Source organism: Trebonia sp., assembly GCF_030042015.1.
Classification (GTDB): domain Bacteria; phylum Actinomycetota; class Actinomycetes; order Streptosporangiales; family Streptosporangiaceae; genus Trebonia.
The window spans coordinates 1-16661 of sequence record NZ_JASIAL010000064.1; the positions used below are offsets into that span (position 1 = coordinate 1).

General features: G+C 70.3%; 17 protein-coding genes. 5 read left to right on the plus strand and 12 right to left on the minus strand.

Going from position 1 to position 16661, the window contains the following annotated elements:
• Positions 1–96: 96 nt before the first annotated feature.
• A complete protein-coding gene (locus tag Q1N79_RS03120; protein WP_300604058.1) occupies positions 97–378 on the plus strand; it encodes a GlsB/YeaQ/YmgE family stress response membrane protein in 282 nt (93 codons plus the stop codon).
• A gap of 82 nt (positions 379–460) precedes the next feature.
• Here Q1N79_RS03120 and Q1N79_RS03125 read toward each other — a convergent pair whose 3' ends face one another.
• Positions 461–853, minus strand: a complete 393-nt coding sequence (locus Q1N79_RS03125; protein ID WP_300604061.1) for a nuclear transport factor 2 family protein — start codon at positions 851–853, stop codon at positions 461–463.
• Positions 854–1039: 186 nt separating this feature from the next.
• Here Q1N79_RS03125 and Q1N79_RS03130 point away from each other — a divergent pair, with 186 nt between their 5' ends.
• Positions 1040–1357 carry a hypothetical protein gene (locus Q1N79_RS03130; RefSeq protein ID WP_300604064.1) on the plus strand — a complete coding sequence of 106 codons (318 nt, stop codon included), beginning with the start codon at positions 1040–1042 and terminating at the stop codon, positions 1355–1357.
• Here Q1N79_RS03130 and Q1N79_RS03135 read toward each other — a convergent pair.
• The 4 genes from Q1N79_RS03135 to Q1N79_RS03150 form a co-directional block, all read right to left on the minus strand.
• Positions 1315–1692 (minus strand): hypothetical protein, encoded by a 378-nt coding sequence (locus Q1N79_RS03135; protein ID WP_300604068.1) that lies wholly within the window; start codon positions 1690–1692, stop codon positions 1315–1317. The two genes, Q1N79_RS03130 and Q1N79_RS03135, sit on opposite strands and share 43 nt — an antisense overlap.
• Before the next feature lie 2 nt (positions 1693–1694).
• Positions 1695–2909: a serine/threonine-protein kinase gene (locus tag Q1N79_RS03140; protein ID WP_300604071.1), complete on the minus strand. Its 1215-nt coding sequence runs from the start codon at positions 2907–2909 to the stop codon at positions 1695–1697.
• A 329-nt stretch (positions 2910–3238) separates the two neighbouring features.
• On the minus strand, positions 3239–3682 hold the full coding sequence (locus Q1N79_RS03145) for a hypothetical protein (RefSeq protein ID WP_300604074.1): 444 nt from the start codon (positions 3680–3682) through the stop codon (positions 3239–3241).
• Positions 3679–4032 carry a hypothetical protein gene (locus tag Q1N79_RS03150; protein ID WP_300604077.1) on the minus strand — a complete coding sequence of 118 codons (354 nt, stop codon included), beginning with the start codon at positions 4030–4032 and terminating at the stop codon, positions 3679–3681. Before Q1N79_RS03150 ends, Q1N79_RS03145 begins: the two co-directional genes overlap by 4 nt.
• Positions 4033–4166: 134 nt before the next feature.
• On the opposite strand from Q1N79_RS03150, the gene Q1N79_RS03155 reads away from it, so the two are divergent.
• Positions 4167–4715 (plus strand): isoprenylcysteine carboxylmethyltransferase family protein, encoded by a 549-nt coding sequence (locus Q1N79_RS03155; RefSeq protein WP_300604079.1) that lies wholly within the window; start codon positions 4167–4169, stop codon positions 4713–4715.
• A gap of 26 nt (positions 4716–4741) precedes the next feature.
• On the opposite strand, the gene Q1N79_RS03160 is transcribed toward Q1N79_RS03155, so the two are convergent.
• Genes Q1N79_RS03160 through Q1N79_RS03170 form a run of 3 tightly spaced genes read right to left on the minus strand, consistent with a single transcriptional unit; the run spans position 4742 to position 7025 of the window.
• A complete protein-coding gene (locus Q1N79_RS03160) occupies positions 4742–5869 on the minus strand; it encodes a VWA domain-containing protein (protein ID WP_300604080.1) in 1128 nt (375 codons plus the stop codon).
• Positions 5862–6737 carry a MoxR family ATPase gene (locus Q1N79_RS03165; protein ID WP_300604082.1) on the minus strand — a complete coding sequence of 292 codons (876 nt, stop codon included), beginning with the start codon at positions 6735–6737 and terminating at the stop codon, positions 5862–5864. Before Q1N79_RS03165 ends, Q1N79_RS03160 begins: the two co-directional genes overlap by 8 nt.
• On the minus strand, positions 6738–7025 hold the full coding sequence (locus Q1N79_RS03170) for a hypothetical protein (RefSeq protein WP_300604083.1): 288 nt from the start codon (positions 7023–7025) through the stop codon (positions 6738–6740).
• 375 nt (positions 7026–7400) lie between these two features.
• Here Q1N79_RS03170 and Q1N79_RS03175 point away from each other — a divergent pair, with 375 nt between their 5' ends.
• A complete protein-coding gene (locus Q1N79_RS03175) occupies positions 7401–7832 on the plus strand; it encodes a hypothetical protein (RefSeq protein ID WP_300604085.1) in 432 nt (143 codons plus the stop codon).
• A gap of 108 nt (positions 7833–7940) precedes the next feature.
• On the opposite strand, the gene Q1N79_RS03180 is transcribed toward Q1N79_RS03175, so the two are convergent.
• The 4 genes from Q1N79_RS03180 to Q1N79_RS03195 all read right to left on the minus strand — a co-directional run bounded on the left by Q1N79_RS03180 (position 7941) and on the right by Q1N79_RS03195 (position 14304).
• The gene (locus tag Q1N79_RS03180; RefSeq protein ID WP_300604088.1) at positions 7941–9539 is read right to left on the minus strand and encodes a hypothetical protein; all 1599 of its coding nucleotides are present in this window, start codon (positions 9537–9539) and stop codon (positions 7941–7943) included.
• Entirely contained in the window at positions 9536–11104 is a 1569-nt protein-coding gene (locus Q1N79_RS03185; RefSeq protein WP_300604091.1) for a hypothetical protein, read from the minus strand. The genes Q1N79_RS03180 and Q1N79_RS03185 overlap by 4 nt, the downstream gene beginning before the upstream one ends.
• Positions 11105–11123: 19 nt before the next feature.
• Entirely contained in the window at positions 11124–12770 is a 1647-nt protein-coding gene (ettA, locus tag Q1N79_RS03190) for an energy-dependent translational throttle protein EttA (RefSeq protein WP_300604093.1), read from the minus strand.
• Positions 12771–12903: 133 nt separating this feature from the next.
• On the minus strand, positions 12904–14304 hold the full coding sequence (locus Q1N79_RS03195) for a hypothetical protein (RefSeq protein WP_300604095.1): 1401 nt from the start codon (positions 14302–14304) through the stop codon (positions 12904–12906).
• A gap of 192 nt (positions 14305–14496) precedes the next feature.
• On the opposite strand from Q1N79_RS03195, the gene Q1N79_RS03200 reads away from it, so the two are divergent.
• Positions 14497–16661, plus strand: a 2165-nt coding sequence (locus Q1N79_RS03200) for a dynamin family protein (protein WP_300604098.1), incomplete at its 3' end; no start/stop codon positions are given.

Here is a 16661-nt window from a genome sequence, read left to right on the forward strand (position 1 = left end):
ATGGAATCACCGGACGGGCCGGGCCGAATGGCTCCCCCATCGGCTATATCCTCGCCAGCAGGCATAACCCGGGGAAGACATGGGAGTGTTATCCGCATGGTCGTCTTCATCATCGTGCTGCTGATTGTCGGGCTCATCGTCGGCGCGATCGCGCGCCTGCTCATGCCCGGCCGCGACTCACTCGGAATCTTCGGCACCATCGTTCTCGGCATCGCCGGCTCCTTCGTCGGCGGATTCCTGCAGAACCTGGTCGAGTACCACTCGGCAAGCGTTCACAGCTTCCACCCCGTCGGGCTCATCGGGTCGGTCATCGGCGCCTGGGTGCTGCTGCTCCTGCTGCGCCTGACCGGGCTGGAACGGGGCCGTCGCCGGTACTGACTAGCCCGGGGAACAAAGCCAGGCCGCGCGCTCGCAGCCTGGCCAGCCCGTGCTCAGGTACACCCCGCGAGCGCTGCTGTGGCTATGACCAGAACTCCGCTGCCGCGGCGGGATCGGATGACTGGGTCCAGACCTCGGTCGCCTTGCCGTTCTCGGCATGGATGACATGGGTGAGGTTGAGCTGGAGCTGCTTGCCCGCCCGTTCGGCGCGGATCGTGGTGAGCGCGACCGTCTGGTCAGCGCTGACCTCGACATTCTGCAACTGCGGCTGGAACGTGCCACCAGACAGCGCGGAGACCTTGCCGAGCAGCCCCATCACCTGCGCCACGCCTTCATAATCACCGGCGAGCGGGCCCGTGCCCGCGACATGCCAGACAATGTCCGCGTCGAAGAACTGATCCTGCAGGGCGCTGAGGTCGCCGCGGCCGAAAGCCGCGCTGGCCGCCTGTACCAGGTCCTCGTTCGGCTGCGTCATCGGACCTCCTCCGGGTCAACCCCCCGCACCAATCGTCATCGTCCATCAGCAGGTCGTCAAGGCCGCCGAAAGCGTCGGCATGCGCTTCAGGAATGGCCGTTCCGTGCCGCCAGACCGCTCGGCCGGAAACGGGGGACATGCGGCGTTGACAAAAAGTAAGCAGGCGTCCGGGCAGACCTGGACCTAGTGACCATCCTCATCGGGGAACGGCAGTCGCTGGCCGGTGACACCAGGTTCGTCGAGTTCGTCGATGACGCCGCCACCCGGCTCGGCCGCCTGATCGACGCCGCGGCCGACGCCCGCGGCGACGGGCAGGGGTACCTGACCGCGCGAGCCTACTTCGGCGCCCTGATCGCGCTCGTGCTGCTGCAGGACCAGCTCGGCATGGCCTCGATCCATCCGGTCGATGCCACCGTATACGTCCGCCACCTGGCCAAGCTCACCGCACGGGGAACCCAGTCTCAGTTCGAATCGGGGTGTGTAACTCCCCGCACTGCGGGTTGATCGTGCGGCTTCTGTGCTGCTACGCGAATGGCCTTCGACCAGCTACCGGCCGCGGTGTAATAGTCGCTGGAGGACCGCTGCCATAGCAAGACGACTGCGCTAAGACCAGTCAGCCAGTACACGGCGAGGAATGACAAGGTGAGGGTGTTGAAGACGGTGAAGTACCGTGGCCCCTTGAGGAACGAGATCAGGCCGGCCAACTCGACAGCCGTCAGGATGGCGAAGAACACCGTCGCGATAATCCGGGCCCAGGACCGGCCGCCCTTGTTAGCCCGCGCCATCCAGAGCCACAGGCCCGTAGCGATCAGGGCGCCCAAGATGACCACCAATGCCACCATTACTTGCCAGCCAGTGCTATGAGCAAAAGAGCTACGACGAGGATCACGGGCAGCGCGGCGCCCGCGTACATGATCCTTACGGCATGCACGATGGACTTCGGTGGCGCTGGCCTGGCGGTCGGCTCACCAGCGCCGAGCACCTCGGAGCCGGCGGCCCCGTCCCCCGCGCCGACGTCCCGTGCGGCCGGCGCCGGCCGGCCTCCCGCTCGCGCGCCGGTTATGGTGACGGTGGCGTGACTTGCGGCTGCCTCGGCCGGCCAGGCAGCCTGGGTTACCGGGTGATCCGCTGCCGGCTTGTCCGGTTGCGGGATGACGCCCGGGCTGGAGTCGTACGGCGGCAGGCCGAGCGCTTCGCGGAGCGCTTCGGCGAAGTCCGCGCAATGCGCGTACCGTTCTGCGGGATCTTTCGCCAGTGCCCGGGCGAGTACCTGGTCCGCGGCCGCCGCCAGGTCCGGCCGGCGCGATGTCAGCCGCGGCGGCGGCGCGGACAGGTGCGCCCAGATCACCGCAGCGGGGTCGTCACGCTGGAACGGCGCCTCGCCGGTGAGCATCTCAAAGGCCGCGCAGGCCAGCGCGTACTGGTCGGCGCGCCCGTCGGCCGGCTTGCCCTCGATCTGCTCCGGGGAGATGTAGCCCGGGGTGCCGAGGACCTGCCCTGTCCCGGTCAGCCCGACCGAGGACAGCGCGCCCTTGCTGAGCCCGAAGTCTGACAGGTACACGTGATCAGGCCGGCCGGGCCGCACGTCCAGCAGCATGTTCGCCGGCTTGACGTCGCGGTGGACTAGTCCGGCGGCGTGCGCGGCGTCCAGTGCCGATGCCACCGGGGAGATGATAGCTGCCGCCCGGCCCGGCGGCAGCGGCCCCTCACGGTACAGCAGGGCGCGGACGTCCCTGCCTGGCACGTATCGCATGGCGATGAACAGCACCCCGTCGGCCTCGCCAGCCTCATGCACCGGGATGATATGCGGATCATCAACCGCGGCCGCGGCCCGGGACTCCCGGATGAACCGGTGCCGGAATGCCTCGTCCGACGCCAGCGCCGGGGCCAGGATCTTCAGCGCAACCCGCCGGCCCAGCCGCTCATCCACAGCCCGGAACACCACCGCCATCCCGCCCGCGCCGACCTGCTCCTCAAGCCGGTAACCGGCGACTCTGGCGCCTGCGGAAAACCCGGACAGCAGTCCCCCGGGCCGCTCAGGAAACTCCCCGCTCACGTCCCACCCCCGCCCATGAGCAGACCCAGGCTCAGCCTTTGCCCTGTCGACGGAATGGACAGATCTAACGCCTTCAGGCAACTGACAGCGGTAATTATCCGGTAGCTGTCCTGCTTTCACAACTTCGGCAGCATCCGCGCCGGAGCCGACTCGAGCCCCGCTAAATCATTGCGCGTGTCCCGCCTGACTGTTTATCTCGCTTTCATTAGCGAGGCGGGGTTCGCCCGGGCACAGACCTGTGGCCTGCTGGAGCACGGCTGGTGACACGGGTGATCGCTTCGTGGCGGCGATCCCTCGGCTATCGCCTGGTTGCGGTCAGAGGCTCAACACTAGCCGCGCGGGCGCTGGTCAGGGCCGCGGCGCGCGACCGGGGCGGTGGTCGGGGCGGAGTACTCGCCGATCCACTCGTCCTTCCAGGCCTGGTCGTACCGCTCCTCGTTGCAGCTCGGCCGGTAGATCGCGATGAGCTCGCGGGTTATCTGCTCGCGGTGCGACCGGGTTCCGCCGGGCACCTCGTAGGTGCAGACGTACACCTTCCACTTGGACCCGGCGCGCTTGATCCAGCACGGCGAGCGGGGGTGCTTGAAGGGGAAGCGCTCGGTGGACAGGTCGTCGGCGTGGCCCACGTAGATGACCGCGTACTGCTCGGGCTTGGTGTCGGGAGCCGGCTTGTAGCAGATCGCGTACACGGCGGCGGACCGCGGCGCGGTCCAGCCGCCGAGCAGCCGCGGTCCCTCGAACGGATAGCCCGCGAGCGAGCCGAGCCGGATCACTTCGGCTCGCCGTGCTCATCGAGATCGCCGTACTCGTCGGCCTCGCTGATCGCCTCGGTCCGCACGATCGGGGCGGCAGGCAGCCCGGCGGTCCTGGCGGCGGACAGGAAGGCCGCGGTGGCCTTGCCGATCGCGTCGTCGCGGGTGTCCGCCTCGACCACGAGCTGGGCGCCGTACCTGGTCGTGCCGATCCCGGTGGCGATCCCGTTGCTGCCGGCGACCGCGTCCGCGAGCTCGACCACGTCCGCAGCCGACAGGACCCGGTCCCCCTCGGCCTCGATGCCGACACTCCACCGCACAGCCGCCTCCTCATCGCGGTGCCCGACGACGCGTCCCGCTGTCACTATCATGCCCAACCGGCTGGCAGCCGGGTATCCACCTACGGGCTGACGCGCCGCCGCGGCCTCGTCCCGTAGCGTAGCTCCGGTACCGTCGGCCGTCGGCCGGATCCCCGGCGGGCCCAGGCAGTGAGGAGGCTCCCGCAGTGCACGTCGTCGACTACATCTTCCTCGCCGGCTGGGTTGCCTTCTGGGTCTACTGGCTCGGGTCGGCCGTCGGCGTCAAGCCGGGGCGGAGCAACTGGACCCGGTGGGCCGGCGTCCGGGTGGTGCTCATCCTGATTCTCGTGCTCGTGGTGAGGCTGAAGTTGTTCAGCGGGCACGAGGTCACGATCGATCCGTGGCTGCAGGGCATCGGCCTCGCCCTTTTCGTGCTGGGGCTGGGACTGGCCGTGTGGGCCAGGGTCTACCTCGGCCAGAACTGGGGGGCGCCAATGTCTGAAAAGGAGGAGCCGGAACTGGTCAGGACCGGCCCGTACCGCAGGGTCCGGCATCCCATTTACTCAGGCATCATCCTCGCGATGGTCGGCACCACGGTGGCGGTCAGCCTGTACTGGCTGGTCGCGGTCCTCGTGCTCGGCGGGTACTTCATCTTCAGCGCCACCGTCGAAGAGCGCAACATGGCCAGGCTCTTCCCCGACGAGTATCCGGACTACAAGCGCTCAACGAAGATGCTGATCCCGTTCGTCTTCTGAGCGCCGGCGACGCCGCCGCGGCCGGCTCAGTTCAGCGCGGGCAGCATGTCCGCGAGCTGTTGCAGGCTGGCCAGGTCGTGACCGGAAAGCAAGAGGTCGATGTGCGGCGCCGCCACGATCATGCCCACCGTGCTCGGCCGGAAATGCGCGTTATCGCCCTTGTGCGGGTTCAGCCAGACGATCCGGTAGCACAGCCGGGACAGCCGTTCCATGGCCGCGGCGAGCAGCTCGGGATCCCCGCGGTCGAGTCCGTCCGAGCAGATGATCACCACCCCGCCCCGGCACAGCCCGTTGCGGCCCCACCGCCGCACGAACGTGTCTAGCGACTCCCCGATCCTGGTGCCGCCGTCCCAGTCCACGACCGCCCGGGCTGCCTGCTCGAGCGCGGTATCGGGCTGCCTGTGCTGCAGCGCTTTCGTGATGCGGGTGAGCCTGGTGCCGAAGCAGAACACCTCGACCCGGGCGGCCGCGCGCCGCGCGGAGTACGCGAACTGGAGCAGATGCCGTGAGTAGTCGGCCATCGAGCCGGAGATGTCGAGCACAAGGATCAGCGGCCGCAGCCGGGTCTTGCGCTGGCGGAAGAAAAGCCCGGCGGGCTCCCCGTGCATGCGCATCGACTCCCTGATCGTCTTGCGCATGTCCGGGGCGCGGCCGGACGCGCCGGGCCTGGTCCTGCGCGTGCGGCGGCGCGGCGGGGTCAGCTTGATCCTGGCCATGATCCGCCGCAGCGCGGCGAGCTCCGCCGGCGTGCACGCGGGGAACGTCCTGTGCTTGAGCGCGTCCACGTCCGATGCCATCCAGCCGAGGACCGGCTTTTCTTCGTCCGCCGCGGGACCGGGCTCAACCCCGGGCACCACCAGGGCCGCCTCGGCCTCGGCCACCGCGGTGGCGGGCAGCAACAGCTGCGTGGCGCCGGGCGCGCCTTCGTCGAGGAAGAACCGCCGGAACACCCGGTCGTACGCCGCGATGTCGTCCTTGCGGCTGACCAGCGTGGCCCGCCCGGCCCAGTACAGGTCCACCAGGTCCGCGGGATCAAGCGGCGCCATGGCCGAACAGTACGTCAGCACGTCACCGGTGCCGACCGTCAGGCCGGCGGCGCGAAGCTCGCGCGCGAAGCCAACGAGGACGCCGGCGAACGGGGCCCGGTCAGGCACCGGAGGTGATCTCCGCGAGGTTCTCGCGGACGAGCTCAAGGTCGTCCCTGTCCTTGACGACCGCCCCGAGAGTGTCGTCGGCCGCCTGCGGGGTGAGCTCGGTCTCGCCGAGGAAGCCCAGGGTGCGTACCCAGTCGATGGTCTCGGCCACCCCGGGGGGCTTGGCCAGGTCCAGCTCCCGCAGCCGGTGCACGGCGCGCACGACCTTCCTGGTCAGCGCCTCGGCGGCGCCGGGCTCGCGGACGAGGACGATCTCCACCTCGCGTTCGGCCGTGGGGTACCCGATCCAGTGGTACAGGCAGCGCCGGCGCAGCGCGTCGTGCAGCTCCCTGGTCCGGTTGGAGGTGAGGATCACCGCGGGCCGGGATTGCGCCGTGATCGTGCCGATCTCCGGAATGCTGATCTGGAAGTCCGACAGCACCTCGAGCAGGAACGCCTCGAACTCGTCGTCGGCCCGGTCGACCTCGTCGATCAGCAGGACCGCCCTGTCGCCAGCCTGAACGGCCTCGAGCAGCGGCCGCTGGAGCAGGAACTTGGGGCCGAACAGCCTGTCCACCGCCTCTTCAGACGCCAGGTCGTGCTCGGACAGGGCCCGGATCTGCAGCATCTGGCGGGCGTAGTCCCACTCGTACAGCGCCTGGTTGGTGTCGATGCCCTCGTAGCACTGCAGCCGGATCAGCTTGCGGCCGTAGCTGCCCGCCAGCACCTTCGCGACCTCGGTCTTGCCGACGCCGACCTCACCCTCGAGCAGCACGGGGCGGTGCAGCGAGAGCGACACGAACAGGGTCGTGGCGAGCCCGCGATCAGCCAGGTAGCCACCTCGCCGCAGGCCGTCGGTCAGCTCACTGACGGTGCCTGGGTACTCCACTCAGTGAATCTCCTCGGGCCGCAAGACTGAATCGCGCGGTCCCAGGATAAGGTCACGGACGCTGCCACCCGACCGGCTGAGCTTGCCCTCACGCGCTAGCCTGCCGCGCCACGCCTCAATGCGGTCCGCGTCATTCTCGCCGGCGAACTCCTCGAACCCGACCCCGGCGTCGGTCATCCGCTTGCAGGACTTCTCACAGCCCTCGTCGTCGAGATCGGCGGCAGTCTGACCCTGGCTGCGCCAGACCTCGCGCAGCACCTCCAGCACCTCCGCGCTCTCTGCGCTCATCTCAGACATCCCTCCAGCCGGAACGCGTTCCCGCAACTGTAACTCGGTAACGGTGATACGGGCGAGCCAGGATTAAGCGATCTCTTAATCCACATCCCCGCGGCGTCGCGGCGCGGGCGGCCGGCGATAGGCCGCCTGTCCTGAGGCGATGGCCAGGCGACAATAACATATAGTGGAATGAGCACGCGATGAGGCTCGCGTAGACTCGGCAATTCATCCGGGGTGATGGCCTCTACCGTCCTGGCGTATGGACACGCATGACAGGTGGAGGTGCCTAATGCGAGTCGCTGACTTTGTCCTGCCCGCTCATCGGCGTGCGGGATGGTCTTTGCCACCGGTTCCCCCGGGCGCGCGCGCCGAAGGGCAGGTGCGGCGGTGACCCTCAACCCATGGGAAGAGCGCGCCCTGGCGTCTATCACCGGCGAGCTCACAGAAACCGATCCCGATCTGGCCGCGCTGCTTGATACCTTCGGCCGGCTGGCCGAGGGCGAGCAGATGCCACCGCGTGAGGCTGTTCGCAGCCGGTCGCGACGAGTGCCCCGCGGTCCGGGCCGCGGGCGGCGGCACTCGCGCCACAGCATTGCCCGCCGGTCCCTCCTGCGCCTGGCGCCTGGCCAAATCGCGCTGCTGCTGTGGGTGGTGATCTCCCTGTCGCTGATCGCTGTAGGCGTTGCGCTCAGCCGCGAGGGCAGTCGCGCCAGTTGCACGGCGGCGCTGCCACTGACCTGCGCGAGCAGCGTGCCCTCGCATACCCCGTCTCCGGCTGCCACCGAGACAGCCGACAGTCTCGTCCCGTCGGCCCGATAGGTATTGGCGGTGTGGGCCCCGCCATCAATAGGGTTGGCGGCGGGGGCCCCGCCGCCAACCCAGGGCTGCGGCGGCCGGAGCCGCCGGGCAATGGGGACGAATGACGAATTACCGTAAGCCCGGCAAATCGGATGACCGCGCCCCGGACGAGGTGCGGCCGTCCGGGGGTGCTCCCCCGACAGCGGGAATGGCGGCCTTGTCCTCATCCAGCCAACCGCCGAGCTGATAGTAGAGGTCTTCGCCGAAGCTGGTCGGGAGCGGGTCCTTGACCGCGAGCTTGTAGTTCCGCCGCCCGTCGGGCTGGCGTTCTGCCCGCAGGAACAGGACGGCGCGGTCGCGCTCGCGGCGGAAGCGGTCGGCGAAGTCGAACCGGTGGCTGACGAAGAACACCTTGGCCGAGACGTCGAGGAGCGCGCGGACGACCTGGTAGCCGATCTCGGATCCTTCGCGCTCGTTGGTCCCGGCGAACGACTCGTTGAACAGCATGAGGCAATGCGGCTTGAGCTGGCTGACGATGGCGCTCATCCGGCGCAGCTCGTCGTCTAGCCGCCCGCTGGTCATGCTCGAGTCCTCCTCCCGGATGAAGTGGGTGAAGATCCCGCAGGTCACGTCCGCGCGGTAGGCCGCGGCAGTGACGAATAGCCCGCATTGCATCATGAGCTGAGCCACGCCGACGCTGCGCAGGAACGTCGATTTTCCGCCCGAGTTGGCGCCGGTGATGATGACCAGCGGCTTCCCGTCGCCCTGCACGTCGTTGCCCACGACCGGCCCAGACGACTGGAGCTCAAGGCAGGCATCGCGCAGGTCCGTGCACGAGAACGCGGGCCAGGCCGACTGCGCGGGCTCGGGTGTCGTGACCGGTACGCCTTTGGCCGCCAGCCGGTCGGCGAGGTTCAGGCAGCTGACGTAGAAGCCCAGCTCCCCCCGCAGCATGGTGAAGTAGCTGTCGATGTGGTCCGCGGACTGGGCGGCCGCGTTGGCGACCAGGTTCATGCCCCGGCTGGTGAGGTCGGCCAGTATCTGGGCGCCGGCCTCGTCGCGGGGCGCGAGCGTGAAGGAGTAGGTGGAGCGCTGCCCTATCCCCAGCCGCTGCCGCCACCGGCGGCGGCCGTCGCCGGTGGCGCGCAGCACGAAACCCATCCCGCCGTTGTCCCTGTCCAGCTCGGCGCTGATCAGCACCCCGCCGCGGAAGCGCAGCTGCTTGAGGTGGTAGCTGACCTCCTCGAAGTACTCGTCGTCCAGTTCGCCCTGCAGCGTGGCGAACAGCGCCCGCAGCCCGTCGGAGCGGAATTCCTCCGCGTGGTCGTCGGCGATCTTTCGCAGCTGCCTCAGCCGGGCCACGTACGCCTCCAGATGGCCGACCGCCCCCGAGAGGTTGCCCGAGGGAGTCTGGTAATTCGAGCCGTACCCTCCCCACAGCCGCCTCTTGTCCAGGAGGGCGGCGGTCGCGATGTCGTACATCTCCCTGATGACCTGCGGATGGGCGAGGCAGTCGGCCAGGATCCGCTGGCGGTAGCAGATGGCGTCCGCGTCGGGCAAGCTGGCGAGCAGCACCTTGCCGGCCACCTCCCACAGGAACTTGTCGTCAGCGGCCATCGCCGCAAGCAGCGTGGTCAGCTCCAGGTCCTGGGTCAGGTCCTGGTGGCCGGGAGGCAACGGGGCCGCGAAGTCGAAGTCCCGGTCCTGGTAGAGCAGATGGGCCTTCATGGCGTGAGCCTGTCGCGCAGCCGGGCGTAGGTGAGGTCGTATTTCTCGGCGAGGGCCAGCGCGTACGCCAGGCCGTCGGCGGGCTTCCTGACCACCTTGTAGGTACGCGTCGCCGGCTCCTCGGGGACGATCGTGCTCATCATGCTGACGACCTGGTCACCGAGCGAGGCAAGCTCATCGACGAACGTGATGTACACGCACAGGGCGTCCAGCTCCATGACCTTCGTCAGCAGCTTCGTGCCAAGGAAGCGAGCGTCGTACAGGGTCGTGGAGGCGAAGGCCTCGTTCAGGACGATGATGCTGCGCGGGGTGGCCGCCCGCAGGATCTCCCCGACCCTGATCAGGTCGTCTTCCAGCTTTCCGCTCATCTTGGCGAGGTCTTCCACCACTTCGAAATGGGTGAACAGGCGGTCGAAGAGGAACAGCCTGGCAGCGCTGCCAGGGACCGGGCAGCCGGTGCCGGCCAGGTGGTGGAGCTGGCCGAAGGTCCGGGCAAACGTCGTCTTCCCGCCCTGGTTGGGCCCGGTCACGACGAAGACCCGCTCGCGGCCTTCCAGGCGAAAGTCGTTGGTGACCACCGGCTTGCGTCCGGCGACGAGCTTGCTGGCCAGGGCCAGGTCGTAGGTGTCGGCTGCGAGGACTTCCTTGGAACCAGCGGAGACCTCCGGATAGCAAAAGCACAGCCCCGCGACGCGAAGCGGCCTGATGTAGTCAAGATATGCCAGGTAGAACTGGAACTCCTGCTCGGCGCGCCGGACTCCCTCGTCAATGAACCCGGCATGGGCGCGGCAGTACTCCTCAAGCCCGGCGAACTCCGCGGGGAAAAGCCTGGCCACCAGGTCGAGGATCTGCGCGGTGATGTGGTTCATCCCCGGCCATGTCCGGTAGTGGACCCGGTAATCCCTGACCGCGCCCTGCGCGAAGCGCTCGAAGGTCTTCAGCACTACGGCGCTGTAGTCGGCTTCATCTGAGTACCGGCTGACGTCGACCCTGTCGCCCCTGATGCGGGTGCAGTAGCGGACTTCCCCGAGGGTGTCCTGCTGAGCCTTGGTATCGCCCGCCAGCGCGGTGAACCCGGCCGAGGCCACGTACGAGGCCAGGTACTCCCGGAAGGCCAGCAGGGCGCGGGAACGCACGGTCGCCGCGGCCAGGTGCGCGGCCAGTGACTGCACCGCGGCGCAGTAGATGGCCGCCGCGTCAAGCAGCCAGCCCTCCTGCTGGTAGCGGTAGTCCATCCTGGCCAGCTGACGCAGGTGGGTGCGCGCCTGCGACATGCCGTCGGCGAAGCGCTCGACAGCATCGAACAGCGCGGGGTCTTCCAGGTCCTGGAAAACCTCCTGGCGGTAGCGCACCGCCGCGACGTCAGGCAGATGGCCGAACATGACCCTCGTGATCAGGTCATGTTCCTCCCGGTCACCCGCGACCGCCGTGACGATCTGGTCCAGGTACAGGTCTCGCGCGGACGACGGAATCCCGTCGGGCTCCCCGACGTCCCAGGCCCCCGGCGCTTCCGCGAAGAGCAGGGACGGGAACTGGCCACTGCCATTCATGGTGACCTCATGCATCAGCGGTTCCTCCCGTTCGCTAGCGGGTGAGCTTGCGGTAGGCGACCCGGTGCGGGCGGGCGGCCTCGGCGCCGAGACGCTCGGCCTTGTTCTGCTCGTAGGCGTCGAAGTTGCCCTCGAACCAGTACCAGTCCGCGCCGCCTTCCCAGGCCAGGATGTGCGTGGCCACCCGGTCGAGGAACCACCGGTCGTGGCTGGTGATCAGCGCGCAGCCGGGGAACTCAAGCAGCGCTTCCTCCAGCGATGCGAGAGTCTCCGTGTCCAGGTCGTTGGCGGGCTCGTCCAGGAGCAGCAGGTTTCCGCCCTGCCTCAGCGTCAGCGCCAGGTTCATCCGGCCGCGCTCGCCGCCGGACATCAGCCCGGCCGGTTTTTGCTGGTCGGGGCCCTTGAACCCGAACGCCGCCACGTAGGCGCGGCTTGGGATCTCGGTCCGCCCGGCCTGAATGTACGCTTCGCCGCCCGAGATGACCTCCCACACGCTCTTAACCGGGTCGATGCCTGCCCGCATCTGGTCGGTGTAAGAGACCCGCACGGTCTCGCCGACCCGGAGCGCCCCGCCGTCCGGCCGTTCCTCGCCGACGATCATCTTCAGCAGCGTTGTCTTGCCCACGCCGTTCGGGCCGATGACACCGACGATGCCGTTCGGCGGCAGGGAAAAGCTCAGGCCCCCGATCAGCACGCCGTCGCCGAACCCCTTGGTGACATTGGCCGCCGCTACCACAAGGCTGCCAAGCCGGGGGCCGGGCGGGATCTGGATCTCCTCAAAGTCAAGCCGCTGGCGAGACGCCGCCTCGGCGGCCATCTGCTCATACCTGTCCAGCCGGGCGCGGCTCTTGGCCTGCCGCGCGCGCGGGCTGGACCGCACCCATTCCAGCTCGTCCTCCAGCCGCCGGCGCAACCTGGCATCCCGCCGCCCCTCGACGTTGATCCTGGCGGCCTTGGTCTCCAGGTAGGTCGCGTAGTTCCCTTCGTACGGATAGGCGCGGCCGCGGTCGAGCTCGAGGATCCAGCCGGCCACGTTGTTCAGGAAGTACCGGTCGTGCGTGACCGCCACCACCGTGCCGGGGTACTTGGCGAGGTACTGTTCCAGCCACAGCACGCTCTCGGCGTCCAGGTGGTTGGTCGGCTCGTCGAGCAGCAGCACGTCCGGCTGGGACAGCAGCAGCCGGCACAGCGCCACCCGGCGCCGCTCCCCGCCCGACAGCACGGCCACCGCGGCGTCAGGCGGCGGGCAGCGCAGCGCGTCCATGGCCTGCTCAAGCCGGCTGTCCAGGTCCCATGCGTCCAGGCGGTCCAGCTGCTCTTGCAGTCGGCCCAGCTCGTCGAGGAGGTCGTCGGAGTAGTCAGCGGCCAGCTTCGCGGCGACCTCGTCGTAGCGGTCAAGCAGCGCCCTTGTCCCGGTCACCGCGTTCTCGACGTTGCCGAGCACCGTCTTGCCCTCATCCAGCGCGGGCTCCTGCGCCAGCAGCCCGACGCTACAGCCGGGCATGCGGTGGATTTCGCCGTTGGCGGGCTGCTCCAGCCCCGCGAGCATCCTCAGCAGCGTGGATTTGCCCGTGCCGTTCGGGCCGACCACACCGACCTTCGCGCCCGGCAAGAACGCCAGCGTGACGTCGTCGAGGACGACCTTGCCGTCGTAGGATTTGCGGACATGGCTCAGTGCCATAACTTGCCTCATGCGGTCTTACGTCTCCTGTCACGTGACAGGGACCGTTGGCATCCGCATTTACGGCGGGCCCCTCCGCCTAAATCCACAATACCTGGCCAGCCCGGCGCCACGGTACTTTCGCGCGGCAGCGTCAGGTCTCGTGCGGCGGCCGCCCGCAGAACACGCTCCCGTCGAGGAACGCCGCCGCCCGCCGCCACGCGGTCATCTCCTGGCCCCTGGCTTCGTCGCGACGCGCCCAGGTTCCCTTGCCGAACGCTTCGTCCAGCTCCGCGATCAGCGCGTTCGCGTGCCCAAGGGCCGCGGGCACGGCCATCTTCCCGGCCGGCGGGGCAGCTGCCGCCAGGCCAAGCAGGTGCCGGACGCACAACGGCATAAGCGGCACCTGACGGCCGGGGACGGGATCGGCGGCTCCCAACTGCGCGCGCAGGTTGCCGACGGCCTGCCGCGCGGCGGCCGCCGCGGACAGGCACACGGCGCACCCCCCCTGGCCGCCCCGGCCCCCCTGGCCGCCCCGGCCGCGCCAGGGCCGCAGCCAGTCAGCAGGCCCGCCCGGCTTCCCCGCCCGCCATAGCCCGGGCCGCCCGGACGGCCCGGGCCGCCCGGACGGCCCGGTCAGGCCGGCGACCAGGGAGGCAGCCTGCCATGTCAGCAGGGCGGCCGCGGCCCGCTGGCCCGCCAGGACGATCAGGTCGCCCAGATGTCCGGCGCACAGCACCAGCCGGGGATCAGGCTCGCCACGGCCATCGGAGCGGGCCATGCGCGCCAGGCAGTCGTGCTCCGCGCGGGCGCTTGCCAGGCACGCGAGGCACACATCGGGGCCCGCCGGCACGCCGGCCCGCGACGCCGCCTGCAGCAGCGCGACCCGCGGCCGCGCGTCGTGGTCGGTCCCCGCCAGCCAGCCTGAGCTCGCCGCGCCGGCGCCGACAGCCGCCGTGGTCGCCTGCGCCAGCCAGGCGATGACCTGCCGGCCTCCCCGCGCCGACGCCGACTGCAGATGGGGCAGGCACAACCCGCCGAGCTTGCGGTACCGGTCGCGGACCGGGCCGTCGGCTGCCAGGCCCTCGAGCAGGGTCTCCAGCGCCCGCCCCGAGGCGCCATCGTCATGCTCGCACGCCGGGCAGCTGGCAAGCTGTCCCCGCTGGCCGCTCAGCCGGTCCCTGGCCGCCCGCACGAGGTAGCGGTAGACAGCGGTGAGCCGGCGCGCCGCTCCGGGCTGGCGGATCAGCCCGCGCGTGTGGCGCGAGCACATGCCAAGCGACGAGCAGAGCCGGGTGACGGTCATCGTGTCCGCGTGCGCTTCGAGCGCGAACCAGGCCAGGTAGCGGTCGCTGCTCTCGCCGGCGTAGCGGCACACCGGGCAGCCAGGCCCGGTCAGCAGGTCCGCCGCGGTGTAGAGCACGGGCAGCGTCGGCCCGCGCGGGACCGGAGTCGCGGCCGGCACGCTAGCGGCCCGTCCGCGCCGGCCGATGCCAGCCCACCCCAGCGCCGGCTGCTCGCGCCGCAGCCGTCCAGGCGATGCCGCACATGCCACGCCCCTTGCTCGACAGGGACCGTTGGCACTGGCGCGGTTGCGGCGAGTCCCTCCGCCGTCAGCGATCTTAGCCCAGCGCCGTTGCGCCCATCTGGCAGAATTAAGACGTAACGGGTGATGGGGCTCACCCTGGAATCGCGGCCCGCCACGACGGGCGCTGACGGTCCCTGGCCATCGGGCCAGGGAGGTCATGTGACGCAGCGGGCCGGCACCGGGCTGCGGGCTTACCAGGACAGCCGGCTTGAGCTCGGCGACATGGTCCGGGCGGCGCTGCACCTGGCGCGCTCGCGCGCCGACGCGGAGGCCGCGGACCAGGCCAGGGAACTGCTTGCGCGGCTTGCCGCCGACCGCTTCACGCTCGCCGTGGCGGGGCAGTTCAGCCGGGGCAAGAGCACGCTGATGAACGCGCTGCTCGGCGGCGCCTACCTGCCGATGGGCGCGCTGCCGATGACCTCGGTGATCACCACCGTCCGGTACGGCAGCCGGCCCAAGGCGATGGTGCGCCGCAACCAGGCCGTGCTGCCCGTGGAAGTGCCGCTCGCAGGCGTTTCCGAATTCGTGGCGCAGTCGAGCCTGCGGCGTGCCGAGATGCGGGTGACGTCGGTCGAGATAGAGGTTCCCGCGGAGATCCTGCGGCTGGGGTTCGAGTTCGTCGACACCCCGGGGGTCGGCTCGGCCATTGCCACCGGCACGGCCACCACCAGGCAGTTCCTTCCCCAGGCCGATGCGGTGATCTTCGTGACCGGCTTCGACTCGCCGCTGACGGAGGCGGAGGCCGACTTCCTCGCCGAGGCGCGCCGGCATGCGGGCAAGATGTTCCTGGTGCTCAACAAGCGCGACCTGGTCGATGACAGGGACGCGGCCGACGTGCAGGACTTCGTGCGGCGCCGCCTGCGCGAGGACCTGGGGATGGGTGAGCCGCGCGTGTTCGCGCTGTCCGCGCTGCGGGCGCTGGACGCCGTCGTGCGCGGCGACCAGGGCGGGCTGTCGGCAAGCGGGCTGCCCGCCCTGCGCGCCCCGCTCGAAGAGTTCCTGACCACGGACAAGACCCGGCTCTTCCTGCTCAACGCCGCCGACCGGGCAGCCGCGCTTGTCGCCGCGCAGCGCCGGGACCTGCGGCTCGGCCTGCTGGCCGTGGACCCAGGCAGCGGCCCGCGCGTCCCCGGCGTGCTGGCCGCCTTCGACGCGCGGATGGCAGAACTCGCCGCCGAGCAGGGCCGGATCGCCGCGCGGATCGCCGGCCTGATCGACACCAGCCTGCCGGGCCGGCTCGCCGCCAGAAGCCAGGCATGGCAGGCCGACCTGCGCCAGCTACTCGCCCCCGCGCTTGAGGACGCGCTGTCCGCCGGCCCAGACGGCGGGCCGGCCGGCGTCCTGCTCGCGGGCGGCCGGGCCCAGCTGGAACGGGCCGGCCGGGACCTGGCCGGCCAGTGGCTGCAGCGGCGGGCCGGCGAGGTGCAGGAGATGCTGACGGTCATGGCCGCGAGCGAGATCGGCGACCTGCTCCAGACGGCCCGCTCACCGGGGGCGATAGGTGCCCGGATCGCCGGGCTCGACAGCGGGGAAGACGGCAGGGAACCGGCGGGCTGGTCGGCGCGGGACGTCCCGGACCTGGCGGTCAGGGAGCCGGGATGGACGGTTTCTGCCCAGCCCCCGCGGCGCGCGCGCCGCAAGGCAGGGCCCGGCGACCCGGAGATCGGGCAGCAGCTCGCCGGCGCGCTGACCGCCGCGGTCACCGCGTTCGAAGAGCGGGCGCGCGCGCGGTTCCACGAAGCGGCCCGCGACTGGGCCGCCCGGCTGGCGGACCAGGCCGCCAAGCGGCTCGACGAGGCGGCCGGGCACTTCCGGCACTGCGTGCGCACGCCGCCGGCCGAGGAGGACCTGGCCGCGCTTGACGATCTCGGCTCGCGGCTCGATGGTTTCCGCGCGGTGCTCGCCGCCGCAGCTGAGGCAGATGAGGCAGATGAGGCAGATGAGCCTGCGGCGGCGAGCACCGCCGCCCGCGGCGATGACCTGCCCGGCCAGGCACCCGGCCACGGCTGCGTCGTCTGCACGCGGCTGGAGGAGATCCTGGGGGAACAGCTCCGGCACCGCCAGTTCCTGCTCGCCACCCGTGAGGACGACCAGGCGAGGCACACGCGGGCCGGAGGCTACTGCCCCCTGCACACCTGGCAGTACGCGTCCATGGCGTCGCCGCTGGGCATCTCGGCCGGGTACGCGAAGCTCGCGGCGGCCGTCGCGGACGCCCTGGAGTCCGCCGCCGGGCACGACCGCTCGCCGGCTGACCTCAGCCGCGATGTCACCGCGCTGACGCCGGCGGCCGGGGAGTGCGCGCTGTGCGACGCGCTGGCGGCCGG